Source organism: Allokutzneria sp. A3M-2-11 16 (assembly GCF_024213555.1).
In the GTDB taxonomy this organism is placed as follows: Bacteria; Actinomycetota; Actinomycetes; order Mycobacteriales; family Pseudonocardiaceae; genus Allokutzneria.
The window spans coordinates 303,120-319,472 of record NZ_JANAVO010000004.1 but is presented as its reverse complement, the minus strand read 5'-3'; the positions used below and the strand labels follow the sequence as shown (position 1 = coordinate 319,472).

At 69.9% G+C, this 16,353-nt stretch carries 15 protein-coding genes; 8 read left to right on the top strand and 7 right to left on the bottom strand.

Translation table 11 applies throughout. From position 1 onward, the window contains the following. The first annotated feature begins 36 nt into the window (after positions 1-36). Both NLX83_RS25400 and NLX83_RS25395 read left to right on the top strand, forming a co-directional pair. On the top strand, positions 37-1,182 hold the full coding sequence (locus tag NLX83_RS25400) for an ROK family transcriptional regulator (RefSeq protein ID WP_254237669.1): 1,146 nt from the start codon (positions 37-39) through the stop codon (positions 1,180-1,182). A gap of 10 nt (positions 1,183-1,192) precedes the next feature. Further along, positions 1,193-2,125, top strand: a complete 933-nt coding sequence (locus NLX83_RS25395) for a YcnI family protein (RefSeq protein ID WP_254237668.1) — start codon at positions 1,193-1,195, stop codon at positions 2,123-2,125. Positions 2,126-2,128: 3 nt separating this feature from the next. Here the strand turns inward: NLX83_RS25395 and NLX83_RS25390 are convergent, their stop codons facing one another. Beyond that, positions 2,129-2,758 carry a TetR family transcriptional regulator gene (locus NLX83_RS25390; RefSeq protein ID WP_254237667.1) on the bottom strand — a complete coding sequence of 210 codons (630 nt, stop codon included), beginning with the start codon at positions 2,756-2,758 and terminating at the stop codon, positions 2,129-2,131. Positions 2,759-2,990: 232 nt separating this feature from the next. Between NLX83_RS25390 and NLX83_RS25385 the strand changes: the two genes are divergently transcribed. Beyond that, positions 2,991-4,388, top strand: coding sequence for an FAD-dependent monooxygenase (locus tag NLX83_RS25385; protein ID WP_254237666.1), 1,398 nt, complete (start codon positions 2,991-2,993; stop codon positions 4,386-4,388). On the opposite strand, the gene NLX83_RS25380 is transcribed toward NLX83_RS25385, so the two are convergent. Beyond that, a complete protein-coding gene (locus tag NLX83_RS25380) occupies positions 4,385-6,205 on the bottom strand; it encodes an elongation factor G (protein ID WP_254237665.1) in 1,821 nt (606 codons plus the stop codon). The two genes, NLX83_RS25385 and NLX83_RS25380, sit on opposite strands and share 4 nt — an antisense overlap. A 144-nt stretch (positions 6,206-6,349) precedes the next feature. Here NLX83_RS25380 and NLX83_RS25375 point away from each other — a divergent pair, with 144 nt between their 5' ends. After that, complete coding sequence (locus NLX83_RS25375) at positions 6,350-7,033, top strand: carbon-nitrogen hydrolase family protein (protein WP_254237664.1); 684 nt, start codon at positions 6,350-6,352, stop codon at positions 7,031-7,033. Positions 7,034-7,176: 143 nt separating this feature from the next. Here the strand turns inward: NLX83_RS25375 and NLX83_RS25370 are convergent, their stop codons facing one another. Further along, positions 7,177-7,761, bottom strand: coding sequence for a phosphoribosylanthranilate isomerase (locus NLX83_RS25370; RefSeq protein ID WP_254237663.1), 585 nt, complete (start codon positions 7,759-7,761; stop codon positions 7,177-7,179). 118 nt (positions 7,762-7,879) lie between these two features. Here NLX83_RS25370 and NLX83_RS25365 point away from each other — a divergent pair, with 118 nt between their 5' ends. Further along, a complete protein-coding gene (locus NLX83_RS25365) occupies positions 7,880-8,344 on the top strand; it encodes an HNH endonuclease (RefSeq protein WP_254237662.1) in 465 nt (154 codons plus the stop codon). Here the strand turns inward: NLX83_RS25365 and NLX83_RS25360 are convergent. Continuing rightward, positions 8,324-8,761 carry a MarR family winged helix-turn-helix transcriptional regulator gene (locus NLX83_RS25360; protein ID WP_254237661.1) on the bottom strand — a complete coding sequence of 146 codons (438 nt, stop codon included), beginning with the start codon at positions 8,759-8,761 and terminating at the stop codon, positions 8,324-8,326. The genes NLX83_RS25365 and NLX83_RS25360 overlap by 21 nt on opposite strands. 74 nt (positions 8,762-8,835) lie before the next feature. Between NLX83_RS25360 and NLX83_RS25355 the strand changes: the two genes are divergently transcribed. Beyond that, the gene (locus tag NLX83_RS25355; protein WP_254237660.1) at positions 8,836-9,666 is read left to right on the top strand and encodes a haloalkane dehalogenase; all 831 of its coding nucleotides are present in this window, start codon (positions 8,836-8,838) and stop codon (positions 9,664-9,666) included. A 10-nt stretch (positions 9,667-9,676) separates the two neighbouring features. Continuing rightward, a complete protein-coding gene (locus tag NLX83_RS25350) occupies positions 9,677-12,337 on the top strand; it encodes an ATP-binding protein (RefSeq protein WP_254237659.1) in 2,661 nt (886 codons plus the stop codon). Here NLX83_RS25350 and NLX83_RS25345 read toward each other — a convergent pair. Both NLX83_RS25345 and NLX83_RS41980 read right to left on the bottom strand, forming a co-directional pair. After that, positions 12,321-13,136 carry an NAD(P)H-binding protein gene (locus tag NLX83_RS25345; protein ID WP_254237658.1) on the bottom strand — a complete coding sequence of 272 codons (816 nt, stop codon included), beginning with the start codon at positions 13,134-13,136 and terminating at the stop codon, positions 12,321-12,323. The two genes, NLX83_RS25350 and NLX83_RS25345, sit on opposite strands and share 17 nt — an antisense overlap. Positions 13,137-13,300: 164 nt before the next feature. Continuing rightward, entirely contained in the window at positions 13,301-14,287 is a 987-nt protein-coding gene (locus NLX83_RS41980) for an SseB family protein (RefSeq protein WP_254237657.1), read from the bottom strand. 88 nt (positions 14,288-14,375) lie between these two features. Between NLX83_RS41980 and NLX83_RS25335 the strand changes: the two genes are divergently transcribed. Beyond that, the gene (locus NLX83_RS25335; RefSeq protein ID WP_254237656.1) at positions 14,376-16,058 is read left to right on the top strand and encodes a right-handed parallel beta-helix repeat-containing protein; all 1,683 of its coding nucleotides are present in this window, start codon (positions 14,376-14,378) and stop codon (positions 16,056-16,058) included. On the opposite strand, the gene NLX83_RS25330 is transcribed toward NLX83_RS25335, so the two are convergent. Further along, entirely contained in the window at positions 16,055-16,342 is a 288-nt protein-coding gene (locus tag NLX83_RS25330) for a hypothetical protein (protein ID WP_254237655.1), read from the bottom strand. The two genes, NLX83_RS25335 and NLX83_RS25330, sit on opposite strands and share 4 nt — an antisense overlap. Between the last annotated feature and the right edge of the window lie 11 nt (positions 16,343-16,353).

Genomic DNA, 16,353 nt, shown 5'->3' with positions numbered 1-16,353 from the left:
ATCGGGGCCCACGATGGCCAGGTCAAGGGGAGGGCTGTGACGGAGCGACCGGAAACCGCGACCTCTCCGCTGCTGCGCAGGATGAACGCCACGGTGGTCCTGGAGGCCCTGCGCGGCGCGGAACCAAGGGCCGCCGAACCGATGACGGTCACCGAGTTGATGGAGGAGACCGGGCTGTCCCGGCCCACCGTGCACACGGTCTGCGACGAGCTGATCCGGCTCGGCTGGGTGCGCGCGGAGGACATGCCGCAGGGGCAAGTCCCGCGACGAGGCCGCCGCGCGCGCCGCTACACCTTCAACGAGCGAGGCGGCTACGTCGTCGGCATGGACCTCGGCGCGAACAAGGTCACCGTCGTGGTCAGCGACCTCTCGGGCACGGCGGTCGAACAGGAGACGCGTCAGCTCGACGACAGCGCCGATCGGCTCGACACCGCGCGCGATGTGGTCACGGATTCCTTGCGTAGAGCCGAGATCGCCGAGGAAGCCGTGCTCGCGGTCGGCCTCGCGGTGCCCGGCTCGGTCCGGCACGACGGCACGGTCAAGGTCGCGGATTGGTGGTTGCCGGGCCGGAAAGCGGTCGATCTGCGCACCGCCCTCGAAGAACGTTTCGCGTGGCCCGTGCTGGTGGAGAACGACGCCAACCTGGCCGTGCTCGGTGAGCGCTCACGCGGTGTCGCCGGTGACGTGGATGATGTCGTGCTTTTGCTTGCGGGAGAACGACTTGGTGCCGGTGTGTTCATCAACGGCAGGCTCGTCCGGGGCGCGGGCGGAGCCGCCGGTGAGATGGGTTTCCTCAGCCTGGTCGAGCACGTGGGGACCGCCGAGGGGATCGGCGCGCTGACCCGGAAGCTCAGCGGCCTGGAGTCCGCGCAGGCGGTGTTCGCCGCCGCGCGCTCCGGGGATTCCGCTGCGGGACAAGTGGTTCAGCAGGTCTGTGCGCGCATCGCCCGCGCTGTCGCGGTGCTGGCGACGCTGCTCGATCCCGAGCTGGTGGTCGTCGGCGGCGCGGTCGCGGAGGCGGGTGACGTGCTGCTCGGCCCGCTCGAACGCGAGGTCGCCGCGCTCTGCGACCGTCCGCCCCGCCTGCTGGCTTCGGCCTTGGGAGACCGGGCCGTCGTCGAAGGTGCCGTGCGCTTCGCGCTCCAGCACGTGCTTAAGCGAATCTTTGCCGCGGCTGGATAGCTTGCGAGGCATGCGCACACTCGCTGTCGTCGTTCTTGCGTTCCTGGTCACCGCGACCTCGGCGCTCCCCGCGCGGGCCGCTCCCGTGATGTCGCGGTTCGTCGTCGCGATCGGCGGGCTGAGCACGGGTTCCTCGGCGAACTGGGTACGGCTGGCCAACTACTCGCTCACCGCCTCCGGCACGGTCAGCGAGTCGCATTTCCACTGGAGCCAGAAGGACCGCGTCAAGCGCAGCTACACCGGCGTGACCGGCAAGAACTGCGTGGCGCGAGCGTGCCAGGTGCAGACCGCCAACGGGTTCCAGGCCGGTTCGCCACCGCAGAAGCTCAGCGGCAGGTACACCGTGACCGGCTCGGTACTGCGTATCACTTGGGACTCTGTCGGCTGGGAGGAGTGGACGGTCAGCCAGCCGATCGCGGGCAAGCTGACCAAGCTCTCGTTCCGCGCCAGCTCCTTCAAGGCCACCCACGGCTACGGCTACGGCAGTGACGCGAGGTGGGACCAGCGCGCGTCCATGGCGAAGATCGCCGCCGCCGACCACGACGCCTTCGAGCACCAGTTCCACCTGTGGAAGACCAACGCCGGGAAGCCCTACCTCGACCAGGGCTCCGGCAGCCCGTTCTGGCAGCGGGACTGGAAGACCTGCGCGAGTTCTCGTTGTCTCGGCGGCAAAACGCCCACCACTCAGTACTACCTGTCGACGGCCAACGCCACGGCGAACGACCGCAGGGACACCATCTGGCACTGGCGGACCGCGCTCGCCGACGCGCGTGGCGAGCACTGCTACACCGGGAACTCCCACGTGAAGCCGCTGATGCAGATCATCGACAGCGACGGGAACTTCCACGGGTGGGTCGGCGTCGAGGCTTCGCTGAACCAGACCTCGCCCGCGCAGGGCACCGCCGCCGACGACATCGGGGTATTCCGTATCAGTCGGTACTGAGTATTAATCGGTACCAAGTATCGATTCGAGCCCCTTGCTCAGCAGTTCGAAGCCCTGCCTCGCGGCGTCCACGGCCGCGGGGTAGGCGTCGTCCGCGCTCGTGCCGTCCGCGATCAGCTGCTGGTTGTCCTCGGCGAGCCGCCACTGCACGGCCATGATCTGCGCGGCCGCGAGCCGGGCCGTCAGCTCCGGCGCCCGCTCGCGCAGCGCCTCGGCGAGCGCGACCTCCGAGCTCCCTCGGTAGCGGAGCATGCCCGCCGCGAGCGACGGTGTGCCCATGATCAGCCGGTACAGCGCGACCGCCGCGGGCACGTCGCACAGCCCGGTGATCGGGTCGCGGCGGTCCAGACCGTCCATGAAGTGCGCCCGCAGCGCGGCCAGCGGGGCGCCCGGGTGATCCCGCACGATCCGCGCGCTCTCCGTCTCGTGGTCGGCGATCCGGTGCAGGACCAGGTCTTCCTTGGCGGGGAAGTAGGCGAACAGGGTGCGCCGGGAGACCTCGGCGACCTGGGCGATCCGGGAGATCGACACCTGGTCGAAGCCGTGCTCGAAGAACAGCGCGATGGCCGCGTTCGAGATCGCCTCGCGCGTGCGCTGCTTCTTCCGTTCCCGCAGTCCGGTCGGCTCGTCCACGGAACAAGGCTAGGCCGTGTTCGGCAAGCCCTCGGGTTCGCCGGTCTTCAAGTACCCCCAACCCCCGCCTCAGCGGTCTTCAACGACGACAAACCCCCGGGCTCGGGCGGCACCGTCACTGGAACCCTCAGCTCAACCACTTACAGGGGCACTTGTCAGCCGCGGTACTCGGAGCTGAGTTGAACGCGGTGCTATATTGCACTAAGTCTACTTTTGCACTGAGGGGAGTTTTGTGGACGTCATCGTGGTGGGAGCGGGTCCGGCGGGGCTGATGCTGGCGCACGAGCTGGCACTGGGCGGCGCCGAGGTCGTCGTCGTGGAACGGCTGACCGAGCGCGTCGAACAGACCAAGGGCGGCGCCATCCAGCCGCGCACCGCCGAGCTGCTGGACGCGCGGGGCCTGCTCGACCCGATCATGGAGCGCGTGCACGCGCGCCCCGTCATCGGCGGCCATTTCGCGGGCCTTCCGGTGGAACTGGACTGCACTCCCTGGAACACGAGGAACCCTTATCCGATCGGCATTCCGCAGTGGAGGATCGAGGAGGTCCTGGAGGAAGCCGCCACCGCGCGCGGCGCGCGTGTGCTGCGCGGCCACGAGGTCACCGCGGTCGCTCAGGACGCCAACGGGGTCACGGTGTCAGCTGGTACTGAGTTCCGCGCCAAGTACCTCGTCGCCTGCGACGGTGCGCACAGCACCGTGCGCAAACTGCTCGACCTGCCGTTCCCCGGGCGCTCCGGCACGTTCAAGGCCGTGCTCGTCGACGTCCGGCTCTCCTCGGTCTCCGACCTCGTGCCGAAGGCGGCCGGGCACATGAGCGCGCTGACCAGGGAGGTGGAGAACCACTGGGGGATGCTCGTCCCGATCGGCGGCGACAAGTACCGGTTCACCTTCGGCAAACTCGACGAGCCGGAGACCCCGGAGACCGACGACGCGGTCCGGCAGGCACTGGTCGCGCTCTACGGCGAGACCACCACGCTGGCCGAAGTCCTTACGCGGTCCCGTTTCGGCGACTCCACCCGGCAGCTGGAGCAGTACCGCCACGGCCGCGTGCTGTTCGCGGGCGATGCCGCGCACGTCCACTCGCCACTGGGCGGCCAGGGGCTGAACCTCGGCGTGCAGGATGCGATCAACCTCGGGTGGAAGCTGGCCGCGACCGTCGCGGGGTGGGCGCCGGAGGGGTTGCTCGACAGCTACCACGCCGAGCGGCACCCGAAGGCCGCCCGCGTGCTGCACCACACGTCGGCGCAACGGGTTCTGGCCACCCCCAAGCCTTCCGAGGACGTGCGCGCGCTGCGCGAGATCTTCACCGACCTGCTGAGCTTGCCGGACACCAACCGCACTATCGCGGGCATGATGTCCGGCCTGGACGACGAGACCCGCGTCCAGGACTTCGACCTGGTGACCGCCGATGGCCCGACGCGGCCGGCGGAGCTGCTGCGCTCCGGGCGCGGTGTGCTCGTCGACCTGACCGGCTCCGTGCGGCTGCCCGAGGAGTGGGTCGACCGCGTGGACCTGGTGCACGGCAAGGCTTCCCAGGACTTCGACGCGATCCTGCTCCGCCCGGACGGCGCGGTGTGCTGGCGAGGCGAAGGCCCCCTCGAACCCGCACTCCGCGCCACGTTCGGCTAGCGGGTCGGCGGCTCGCCGTTGACAGGGCGGTAGCCGCCGAAGCGTGAGGTCAGCACCCCGGAGCCGCCGGAGAGCCCCGGCAGCGCGCGGTGGAACTCGCGCAGCCGGGCCGAGGGGATGACGGCGTCGACCAGGGCGGAACCGTTGCGCACCAAAGGAGTTTCGGGCAGGCCGTCGTGCCGGATGAGCGCGTTGAGCACTGTGCTCAATGCCTCCTCCGGTACCTCCAGCTCAATGTCGTCCAATGGCTCGCACACCGTGGTTCCCGCCTCGGCCAACGCGTCCGCGAGGACGAGCGGCGTGAGCCCGCGGAAGTCGGCGGCCACGCTGATCGGACTGGAGAAACCGCTGTGCGTGAGCGTGACAACGCAATCCACCACCTGCCACCCGTGGATGCCTTCGCGTAGTTCCTCATGAACTGTCTCCTCGATCGCGGTCATGAACGCGGCGGGCAGCGATCCGCGCTCGACTTCCAAGCGGAACACCACGCCCGACGAGCCCGGCTCCACGCGCAGGCCGATCGTCGCCCAGTGCATGACGGGGCTGGTGTCACCGATGCTCTGGACGGCGTGGCCGATGCCCGCCACGCGCTCGACGCAGACCACGCGTGGCGCCGAAAACGACGCCTCAACACCGAATTCCTCCGCCAGGCGGGCGGCGATCACCTCGCGTTGCACGTCGCCGTAGAGGGAGACGACGAGGCTGCCGTGGTTCTGCCCGCGCCGCACGTTGATCAGCGGGTCCTCGTCGGCGAGGCGGCTGAGCGCGGTGAACAGCGCGGTTGGATTGTCTGCTGTCACAATGGTTTCCAGCGTTGGCGGACTGAACCGCGCCGGGCCGCGCGAGGTCGTGGCCGCACCGAGTCGATCACCGATTCGAAGCGGAAGCCCACCGATGCGCGCAATTCCACCCGCGAGCACCCGGGCCCGGTCGCCCGAGGCATCGAGAACCGTCGTCGCGACACCGGCTCCGGAGCCGAACACCACCTCATCGCGCGCCGCCAGCGAACCGGAGAACAAGCGGGCCACGGCGAACCGCTGCCGACCGTGCTCCACGGCGAACACGACTCCGTCCAACGGGCCGTACGGAACGGGGTCGGCCGAGGGCAGCAGCTCCGCGATTCCCTTGCGCAGAGCGGAAATGCCCGCACCCGTGATGGCCGACCCGAAGAAGAGCGGGTTCAGGATCCCGGCGTGGGACTGTGCCCGCAGTTCCTCTTGCAGGAGGTGGCCATCCACATGTCCGTCTACATAGGACTGAAGAACGGTGTCGCTGTGTTCGGCGAGCAACTCCGCGTCCAGGGCGATGTCGACGACGTCCGCCGTCCGACTGCCCAGGTTGACGGGGCGGTTCAGCGGGATGGCGGTTTCACTGAGGAGACGGCGAATGTCTGCCAGCAACTCGGTGTGCCGGGCGCCAACGCGATCGATCTTGTTGACGAACAACAGCGTTGGCACGCGCATGGCGCGCAGCGTGCGCATGAGCACACGCGTGTGCGCCTGCACGCCTTCCACGGCCGAGATCACGAGGATCGCGCCGTCGAGCACGCCCAACGCGCGCTCGACCTCGGCGACGAAGTCGGTGTGCCCCGGCGTGTCGATGAGGTGCACCCGGCAGTCCGCCGTGGTGAACGCGGCGACGGCCGAGCGGATCGTGATGCCCCTGCGCCGTTCCAGCTCCATGCCGTCCGTCGTGGTGCTGCCGTCGTCGACGGAGCCGAGGTGGCGGATGGCGCCGGATTCGAAGAGGAGTCGTTCGGTGAGGCTGGTTTTACCTGCGTCGACGTGCGCGACGATGCCGAGGTTGAGCATCCGCATGCGGAATGAGGTCCTTACGTGCGAGCGATCGACAGAAGACGGGGCCTGTCGTCACTCGGCGCATGGAGTCCTCCCGGGTCGTCGGATGAGGGCCGGACCATAACAGGACGGCACTACCGACGCAGCTGAATTACGCTGGCCCCCATGCGTGAACCCCTTGTGATCGCGGTAGCCCAACCCCTGTGTGCGTCACACGAAGTGGCGGCGAACGCCAAGACCCACGCGGAGACCGTGCGCGCGGCGGACGCGCGCGTGGTCGTCTTCCCCGAGCTTTCCCTGACCGGCTACGAACTCGACGCCGAGGTCGTGCCGGTCGACGACCCGCGCCTGGAGCCTCTCGTCGAAGCCTGCGCCGAGACCGGTTCGGTGGCCCTGGTCGGGGCACCCGTGCCGGGCAAGCACATCGCGATGCTCGCGGTCGACGCGTCCGGGGTCACCGTCGCGTACAAGAAGGTCAACCTGCACGGGGAGGAGACCCGGCTCTTCGTGCCCGGTGAGCCCGTTGTGTTCACTGTGGACGGTTGGCGGCTCGGCCTCGCCATCTGCCGGGACACCGGAGTGCCGCAGCACGCCTCCGACACCGCCGCGCTGGGCATCGACGCCTATGTCGCGGGCGTCGTCGAGGACAGGCCCGACATCATCGCCGAGCGCGCTCAGCGCACCGCCACCACGCACGAGGTCTACGTCGCCGTCTCCAGCTTCGCCGGTCCCACCGGTGGCGGGTTCTCCGACACCGCCGCGCGCTCCGGCGTCTGGGCCCCGGACGGCACCTTGATCGCCTTCGCCGGAACCGACATCGGCGCCGTAGCCCGCGCTCAGCTCTCCTGAACGCGCTAAAATAACCCCATGCGCCAGCCCACATCCCGCCCCACATAACGTCGGCTGGTCCAGACCAATCCCGTTTCGTACTCTTAACGGGAAAAAGAGCGCTCCCAAATCCCGCTAAGAGTACGAAACGGGAGAAGTGGGGGTTAGTGGGCGCGGGCGGCTTTCATGAAGTCGCGGATGAGGGCGTGGTCCTTGGTGCCACGGGTGACTTCGACGCCGCTGGAGACGTCCACGCCCCACGGGTGCACCGCCGCGATCGCCTCGGCGACGTTGTGGGGGGCCAGGCCGCCCGCGAGCATCCAGCGGCCGGTCTGACCGCGCAGCGCGGACCACGCCCACTGCTCGCCTGATCCGGCGCGGGGCGAATCGAGGATCAGCATGTCCTCGCCGTAGGAACCGACCGTGATCGGTGAATCGGTCGCCGTGGCCCGGACCAGGGGGACGCCGAGGTCGGCCAGGTCCGCGAAATCCTTTGCCGTGTAAGCAGATCCGTGCAGCTGCACGGCGCCGATCCCGGTCGCGGCCACGACCGAACGGATCTCGGCGACGGTCTGGCCGAGGAAGACTCCCACCGTCAGCACGGAAGCCAGCGGGACGAGCCGCGCGACCTCGTCGACGCTGATCTGCCGGGGGCTCTTGGCCAGCACGAAGCCCACGGCGTCGGCGCCCTCGGCGACCGCGCACTCGACGTCGGCCGCGGTCTTCAGACCGCAGATCTTCACGAACATGGCACCAGTGTGCCCGCTTCCGCGTGCCTGCGAAATGCGGTTGCCGCCGACGTCACGCCTCCCGAAGATGAACGCGTTGTCCGGCAACCACATCATCTCGGAAGGAGTGTGTTCCGCCATGCGTGTACTCGTCCTCAACGCCAGCTACGAGCCGCTGCACACCGTCTCGGTCCCGCATGCGATCCGCATGCTCCTGCGCCGGGTCGCCGAGGTCCACGAGTCGGACACCGGGAACGGCTACGGCCTGTTCCCGCGCCCGCGCTCGGTGCGGCTGCTGCGCTACGTCGTGATGAAGTGGCGCTACTCGCAACCGCCGCGGTGGTCCCGTCGCGGAGTTCTCAAGCGCGACAACCACATCTGCGCCTACTGCGGTCGCACGGCCACCACCGTCGACCACGTCACGCCGGTCAGCCGCGGCGGTGCCCGTACCTCGTGGCTGAACACCGTCGCGGCCTGCGGCGGGACCTCGCGCAGCTGCAACGCCCGCAAGGCCGACCGCTCGCCGGAGGAGGCCGGGATGCGGCTGCGCTTCGCCCCGCGAGTGCCCTCGTGGGACGAGATGTCACCGCTTGTGGTGCTCTAGCAACCGCGCCAGCATCAGGGTGAGCTGCTCGCGTTCGTCCGGGGAGAGCGGGGCGAGCAGCTCTTCCTGGGCCTTGGCGAGCCGCTTGTCCAGCTTCTTCAGCTGCCGCCTTCCGGTCGCGGTGATGGTGACGACGTTGCGCCGCCGGTCCTCCGGGTCCGGCGAGCGCTCCACCAGCCCCTGCTCGGCCAGTTCGTTGAGCGCCGCCACCACATCGCTGAGGTGGATGCCGGCGTGCCTGCCCACGGTCGCCTGGCTGGCCGGGCCGAACTCCTCCAGCGTCGCCAGCACCCGGTAGTGGTGCCCGCGCGCGCCCGCCTCCGCCAGCCCGTCGAGCACGAGGCGGTGGGTGTGCGCGGCGGTCTGCGTCAGCAGCCAGCTCGGCAGTGCCAAGAGCCGCGCGGGGGTCTGCTCCATGGCGGTGATCCTAGCGGTTGACGCCAATCGTTGGTGTAACTAACGTTAGTGCCGCCAACGAACTGGAGGTCGTCATGCCCGTCGTCGACGTGCTCGGCTCGACCATGTACTTCGAGGACGAAGGCAGCGGCACGCCGCACGTCCTCCTGCACGGCAACCCGGCGTCCTCGCACCTGTGGCGAAAGGTGTTACCCCTGGTCGGGGGCAGACGCCTGGCACCGGACCTGATCGGCATGGGCCGCTCCGGCAAGCCGGACATCCCGTACCGCTTCGACGACCACGCGCGCTACCTGGACGCGTGGTTCGACGCCCTTGACCTGGACGAGGTGGTGCTCGTCGGCATCGACTGGGGCGGCGCGCTCGCCTTCGACTGGGCCGCGCGCAATCCCACCCGCGTGCGCGGCATCGCCTTCATGGAGACGATCCTCAAGCCCATGAGCCGCGCGGAGTTCCCCGCGGCCGCCTGGGATCGTTTCCAAGCGCTCAAAGATGCGGAGTTCGACGCGGACCTGGCCCGCGGCTTCCTGGAGCAGGCGCTCGCCAACACCGTGCTCACCGGCCTGTCCGAGGAGGACGCGGATGTCTACCGCGCGCCGTTCCTCACCCCGGAGAGCCGTCGCCCGCTGCTGGAGTGGCCGCGCGCCATGCCGCTGGAAGGTCGTCCCGCCGATGTGGTCGCCCGCGTCGAGGAGTACGACAAGTGGCTCATGACCAGCACGGACGTGCCGAAGCTGCTGTTGACCTTCGACACCTCGCCGACCCTGATGGTGCGCGAGGTGCTGACGAAGTGGTGCGTGGACAACATCGCCGCGCTGGAGACCGTGCACTGCGGTCCCGCCGGTCACCTGGCACCGGAGGACCAGCCCGAGGCGATCGCGGCCGCGATCAACGCGTGGTCGAGGTGATACTGGGGGAGTGCGGGAACTCATCGGGCGGGACCGGCCGCGGGCGGTGCTGCTGAACGAACTGCGCAAGGCGGACTCCGGACGCGGCGGCGCGTGCTTCGTCGTCGGCGAGGCCGGGATCGGCAAGACCGCGCTGGTGTCCACTGTGGTCGGTTCGGCGCGCGCCGCCGGTGCCGCGGTGGTCATCGGCGCGTGCTGGGAGGGCGAAGAGGCCCCGGGGTACTGGCCGTGGCTCCAGGTCGTCCGGGAACTGCGGCCGGGACAGCGCTTCGACAGCGCGGGTTTCGAGTTCTACGACGCGGTGACCCGACTGCTGGTGGCCGCCGCTCGTGAACGCCCGCTCGTCGTACTGCTGGAAGACCTGCACTGGGCGGACACAGCTTCGTTGCGATTGCTGGACTTCGTCGTGCAGCACGCGCGGCATGAGCGGTTGCTCGTCCTCGGCACGTCTCGCCGAAACCTCACGCAGCAGGCCACCACCGTCGCGCTGAGCGGGCTCGACCGCGACGGAGTCGGCGCGATGATCGAACAGATCACCGGCGGGAAGCCGGAATCCGGGCTGACCGACGAGATCCACCGCTGCACCGGGGGAAATCCGTTCTTCGTCGAGCAGGCGGTTCATCTCTGGCAGGGCGGTAGCCCGCTCGCCCCCAGCGTGCGAGCGAGGTTGTCCCGGCACTCGAACGACGTGGTGGCTCTGCTGAGGACCGCCGCGGCACTGGGGCCGCGTTTCCACCGGAACCTCCTCGCGGCGTTGTCCGGGCATTCGGTCGACCAGGTGCTCGGCCAGGCCGGGAACCTGGTCGAAGCGGTGGGGGATGGTTGGTTCGCCTTCGCGCACGACCTGATCCGCGAGGAACTGCGCACCGAACCGGAGAAGACCAGCGCGGCGGTCATTCTTGCTCTCAAAGAGAATCCCGCGTTGGCCGACTACCTGCTGCCCGCCGAGCGCGCCCACCACGCGCACATCGCCGGTGACCAGGCGATCGAGCACTTCGTCATAGCCGCTGAGGACGCGGTCAGCCGCTTGGCCAGGGACGAAGCGGTCCGGCACTACCAACGTGCGCTCGACCGGACTCCCTTGGCAGAACCCAGAAAACGAGCCCTGATCGCATTGGGCCTGGGCGTCTCCCAGCACTGGGCCGGTGACCCGGGGGCCGCGCGGAGCTTCGAGGTCGCCAGGTCGATCGCGCGCGAGCTGGACGATCCCCGACTGCTCGCCCGGATCGCGCTGGACCTGCACTTCAACCACGGCCCCGACGAACTCCGCCGCGCGCACGCGGAGCTCGGCCTCGGCGATCCACAAGGGACGGACGACGAGATCGCGCGCGCGGTCAGCCGCCAAGCCGCCGATCTGGCGCGCCAGCACGGCGACGACGAGGAACTGCGGTTCAGCCTGCACGCGTGCATCGCCTCGACCTGGGGGATCGGCACCGCCGCCGAGCGGATCGCGATCACCGAGGAGCTGATCCCGCTCGCCCGGCGCGCCGGTGATCGCGAGCTGGAGCTGCACGCCATGTCGTGGCGCGTCGGAGCGCTGCTGGAGAACGGCGATCCCCGTTACCGCGCGGAGCACCACCGGTACGTGGAGGAGGCGGAGAGCACCGGGCTGGCGCTGTTCCGGCACGACGCGCTGCTGAACCGGGCCATGCTCGCGACGCTGAGCGGTGACTACGACGAAGCACGCGAATGTGCCGACCGGGCAAGGGAAATCGGCGAGCAACCGCACCTCGACCGGGAGGACGTGTGGCTGTTGCAACGATGGGCGATCGAGCTGCGCGCCGGTCGGGCCGACGAGGTCGACGCGTTGCTTGACCGGATGCGGGACCGCGGAACGCAGTTCTTCCCGTTGCTCCGGGGAATCGTTGCGGCGCAACGCGGCGAAGCAGTCGTGCTGCCCGATGAGGAGTTCCCCCGGTGGATCGCGGCGTTGGGGTTGTGGCTCCAGGTGGAAGCCGCTGTCGCTTCCGGTGATCCCTTGCAGCGCGAGCGGGTCAGAGCGGCCCTCCTGCCCTACTCCGGGCAGTGGGCGGTGGCCGCCACGGTCGTGGTCGCCGGGCCGGTTGACCTGTGGCTGGGCATGCTCGGAGACCAAGACCGTCTCGCGGCGGCGCACGCCCAGGCGGAGGCGCTGGGCGCCCGGTTGCGGTCCGGCAACGTCTTCCGGCTCGTGGACGAGGTGTGGACGCTGACCTTCGCCGGGCGGAGCGTGCAGGTGCCCGCCAGCTTGGGACTTCGCGACCTGCACGCCCTGCTGTCCAATCCGGGCAAGGACATCGCGGCGTCGTGGTTGCTGAACCCCGAGGCCCCGGCGGCGTTCGGCTCCGATGGCGTGCTGGATTCGGAGGCCAAGGCGCGGTACCGACGAAGACTTGACGAACTGGAAACCGCGATCGAGGAGCAACCGGACGACGGGAAAGCGGCCCGGCTGGACGAGGAAAGGCAGGCGCTGCTGGAAGAACTGCGCGCCGCGGCGGGGCTCGGCGGCCGGACCCGCAGGCTCGGTGACACCGCCGAGCGCGCCAGGAAGGCGGTGGGCAACCGCGTTCGTGACGCGCTGCGGCGGCTCGACGACCGGCATCCCGCGCTGGCGGAGTACCTGCGCGAGACCGTCACAACTGGGACGACGTGCCGTTACGAACCCAGTACCGGAATCACGTGGCGGTTGTGAACTCGTCGGCGTGCTCCGCGGCCCACTGCGCGAAGGTGCGGGCGGGGCGCCCGGTCACCCGCTCCACGGTGTCCTGGGGGACCATGCCCACCTCGGGCGGGTTCTTGCCGAGCGCGATGCCGAACTCCACGTCCTCCTCGCTGTAGCCGTAGGCGCGCAACCTGTCCCGTTCCTCCTGCTCGCTCAGCTGGCGCACGGTGAGGTCCTTGCCGATCGCCGCGCCGAGGATGCGCGCGCGGTCGCCGGGCCTGAGCGCCTCCGGCCCGGTCAGCATGTAGGCCTGGCCCGCGTGCCCGTCCTCGGTCAACGCGGCCACCGCGACCGCCGCGATGTCCGCCTCGTGCACCATCGCCGACGGCCAGTCGCCGAACACCTCGATGGTCCCCGCGCGGACGCTTTCCTTCCACGCCAACGCGTTCCCCATGAACTCCACCGGCTGCAACCAGGTCCAGCCGATGTCGGCGGCCCGCAGCGCCCGCTCGACCGAGCTCTCCTCCCAGCCGCTGAGCACGCTGATCCGCCGCACCCCGGCCCGCGCCGCCAGCGCCACGATCTCCGGTCCGGTGGTCAGCGGCTCGTCCCCGCCGAAGGTGATCAGGTGCAGCGCCGTCACCCCGTCCAGGGCGGGCACCAGTGTCTCCGGCCTGCTGAGGTCACCGCGAGCGAACTCAGTTCCAAGTGGAACCGAGTACCGATCGGGATTCCTGGACAACGCGCGCACTGGGTGCCCCGCCGCGGCGAGCTGCCGCACCACCTCCGCGCCAACGGTTCCGGTGGCTCCGGCAACCAGGATCGTCATGTTCGCCTCCTCGTGGGTTTCTCACCCAGGAGGCGCCAGATCCGATCTAGCACCCGCTAGCTCCACCTCGGCCGGGGTTCGCCGTCGTTGGAGACGCTGGCGAGCGGGGTTCGTGGTACTTGAAGACCGCCCAACCGGGCGGGAGGCCCAACCCGGCGGGAGGCTCAGTGCAGGTCGATCGGCGGCGGCGCAGTGAAGCCGTCGTCTGCGGGCGGGTCGTGGGGGTGTGCCGGGGGGAGCGCGTCGTAGTCGCCGTCCGGGTCCGGCGGCAGCTGGTCCAGCTCGATGAGGATGGACAGCAGCGTCTCCCCGTCCAGCATCAGCTCCGTGTCCGCGCCCGGGTTCACGCACAGCACGTGCTCCGCGTCCGGCCACGCCGCCAGCATGGCCAGGAACGGCACGACCGCGAAGTGCTCCCAGGAGCCCGAGGAGCGCCGGAGCTGCTCCTCGGAGGTGAACACCGGGATGGCCTCGTCGAACGCCGCCCACGGGATGCGGATGGTGCCGTCCTCGCCGTGGATGGCGAGCGGGTCGGGGACCGGCTCGGTGGTCGGCACGACCACCTCCGACTCCCACAGCGCGGCGGTGAACGCCTCACCGTCGGCGGCGGCCACCGCCTGGGCGAGGTGCGCCTCCAGCTCGTTCGCCGGCGGCCCCGGACGCGGCGCGGTGCCCGCGGCCAGACCGAGGCCGACCAGGCAGAGCTCGCGCATCCGCTTGTTGATCCGCTCCTCGACGAGCTCCACCACGGCCTCGGCGGAGACCAGGGACTCCTTGCCGGTGCGCAGCGCCTCCATCGAGCCGATCGCCATCACCGACCCGATCGGCAGGCCCGGGTTGAGCGCGAGCTGGAACTGCGGGCTCGGCCAGCGCTTGAGCAGCGACGCGTAGTCGGTCTGGATGTGGCCCCTGGTGTAGGTGCCCAGCAGCCTGCCCATCGCGTCGGGGGAGGTGAAGACCAGCACGTGCGGCTGGTCCAGCGGCAGCTGCGCGCTCAGCTCCCGCCAGCGCTCGCTGCCGCGCTCCGGCAGCACCGGCAGGAACAGCGGGGCGGCCATCACCGTGGTGGCGAAGCGCGGACCGTCCCCGGCCTCCAGCGCCTCGGCCATCTCCCGTTCGACCTCGTTGGCCGGGCTCCATCCGGATTCCACGCGTGACCACCCCTCTGCGGTAATTTGTCCGGAAGGCTAGTGCCCCACCCCGACCGGCCCCCACCTGGATCGACACTGCCAAGGACCCATGACTCGCACACTTCTCGTCGCACCCGGGCAGCGGGGCGCGCTCCCGACCATCCGCGACGCCATCGACACCGCCGACGGTGACGCCGTGATCTCCATCGCGCCCGGCGAGTACGCCGAGGAGCTCGCCCTGGAGCGCAGGAACATCGTGCTCAAGGCGCGGGAACCGGGCACGGTGACGCTGCTGCCGCCCTCCGGCGACCAGCCGACGATCTCCGTCACCGGGGGCTCGCTGGAACTGCACGGCCTCGCCGTGAAATGCGTCGACCACCCGGCGGTCCGGGTCAGCGGCGGCAAGCTGAAGCTGACCGACGTGGAAGCGTCCTCGGGTTTCGCCGCCGTGATCATGGTCGGCGACGGCGCCTCGATGGAGCTGCGCACGTCCAAGATCCTCGGTGGCCAGTACGGCATCGTCGTCGAGGACGCCGACGGCGTCGTGGACACCTGCGAGATCCGCGACATCGCCGACGACGCGGTGATCCTGCGGCTGGGCGCCCAGGTGGCGCTGCGCAACCTGACCATCGCCGGGTGCGGCTTCCGCGGGATCTACATGTACCAGGCGGGCACCTCCAGCGTGGAGCGCTGCGACATCTCCCAGACCGGCGACGCGGGCATCGCGGTCGCCGACCAGACCTCGCCGCAGATCGTCGAGTGCTGGGTGCACGACACCCAGGGCGTCGGCATCTCCGTCGGCCGCGGCTGCGGCGGCGTGATCGAGAACTGCCGGGTGGAGAACGCCGCCGCGCCCGGCATCCAGCTCGCCGAGGGCGCGCGCACCGAGGTCCGCGAGGGGGCGTCGCAGGCGGGCAAGGCCCCGGTCGGCGCCACCGTCGCCCGCAGCAACCAGCAGGACCTGGCGCAGGTCGAGAAGCTGCTCGGCGACCTCGACGGGATGGTCGGCCTGGACAGCGTCAAGGACGAGGTCCGGGCGCTGATCGACGAGATCCAGGTCAACGAGTGGCGGCGCAGCGAGGGCCTGTCGGTGGACGCGGTCAGCAACCACCTGGTCTTCGCGGGCGCCCCCGGTACCGGCAAGACCACGGTCGCGCGCATCTACGGCGGCCTGCTCAAGGCGCTGGGCATCCTGCCCAACGGCAACTTCAAGGAGGTCTCGCGCCGGGACCTGGTCGGCCAGTACATCGGCCACACCGCGGAGAAGGCCGCATCGGCCTTCGACGAGGCCCGCGGCGGCGTGATGTTCATCGACGAGGCCTACACCCTGGCCCGCTCCAGCGGCAGCGGCGCCGACTTCGGCCAGGAGGCCATCGACACCCTGGTGAAGCTGATGGAGGACCACCGCGACGAGGTCGCCGTGATCGTCGCCGGCTACACCAAGGAGATGGAGGACTTCCTCGACACCAACCCGGGTCTGGCCTCCCGCTTCGCCAAGACGCTGACCTTCGAGAACTACAGCCCCGAGCAGCTGGTCAAGATCAGCCAGTTCGTCGCCAAGAGCGCCGACTACCAGCTCGGCGACGATGTGGAGATCGGTCTGCTGGAGTGGTTCGGCCAGATCGACCGGGACGCCAACTTCGGCAACGCCCGCGAGGCGCGCAAGCTGCTGGAGCGGATGCGCAAGTCCCAGTCCACCCGCCTGCGCGGCCTCGGCCGCCGCCCGACCCGCGACGACCTGCGCACCCTCACCCTGGAGGACATGCTGCACGCCATCAGCGGCAACGGCTAGACGGCGGGGCCGTCGCTCTCGTCGACCAGGCCGTAGTAGCTCATGTTCGTGCGGCTGAGCAGGGCGTGCATGAAGGCGGGCCCCTCGCTGGGCCGGACCCGGCGCCCCTGCTCCCGCCAGAGCACGCCCTCGTCGTAGAACTGCTTGCCGACCACGCCCCACTCCGGGTCGACCACGGTCACCGTGACGCCGGTGTCCTCGCTCCAGCGGAACTCGGTGGCGCGCTTCGGCTCGCCGGAGGCGTAGGCGTACAACGTGACCAGGGTCGGCGTCCTGTCGGTCATCAGGTGCTCTC

Bases quoted from the DNA above. Each gene is read 5' to 3' on its own strand.
- NLX83_RS25380 (WP_254237665.1), bottom strand. From the start codon at position 6,205: ATGCGGATGCTCAACCTCGGCATCGTCGCGCACGTCGACGCAGGTAAA.
- NLX83_RS25395 (WP_254237668.1), top strand. From the start codon at position 1,193: ATGCGCACACTCGCTGTCGTCGTTCTTGCGTTCCTGGTCACCGCGACC.
- NLX83_RS25355 (WP_254237660.1), top strand. From the start codon at position 8,836: ATGCCCGTCGTCGACGTGCTCGGCTCGACCATGTACTTCGAGGACGAA.
- NLX83_RS25330 (WP_254237655.1), bottom strand. From the start codon at position 16,342: ATGACCGACAGGACGCCGACCCTGGTCACGTTGTACGCCTACGCCTCC.
- NLX83_RS25370 (WP_254237663.1), bottom strand. From the start codon at position 7,761: ATGTTCGTGAAGATCTGCGGTCTGAAGACCGCGGCCGACGTCGAGTGC.
- NLX83_RS25335 (WP_254237656.1), top strand. From the start codon at position 14,376: ATGACTCGCACACTTCTCGTCGCACCCGGGCAGCGGGGCGCGCTCCCG.
- NLX83_RS25360 (WP_254237661.1), bottom strand. From the start codon at position 8,761: ATGGAGCAGACCCCCGCGCGGCTCTTGGCACTGCCGAGCTGGCTGCTG.
- NLX83_RS25375 (WP_254237664.1), top strand. From the start codon at position 6,350: ATGCGTGAACCCCTTGTGATCGCGGTAGCCCAACCCCTGTGTGCGTCA.
- NLX83_RS25345 (WP_254237658.1), bottom strand. From the start codon at position 13,136: ATGACGATCCTGGTTGCCGGAGCCACCGGAACCGTTGGCGCGGAGGTG.
- NLX83_RS25365 (WP_254237662.1), top strand. From the start codon at position 7,880: ATGCGTGTACTCGTCCTCAACGCCAGCTACGAGCCGCTGCACACCGTC.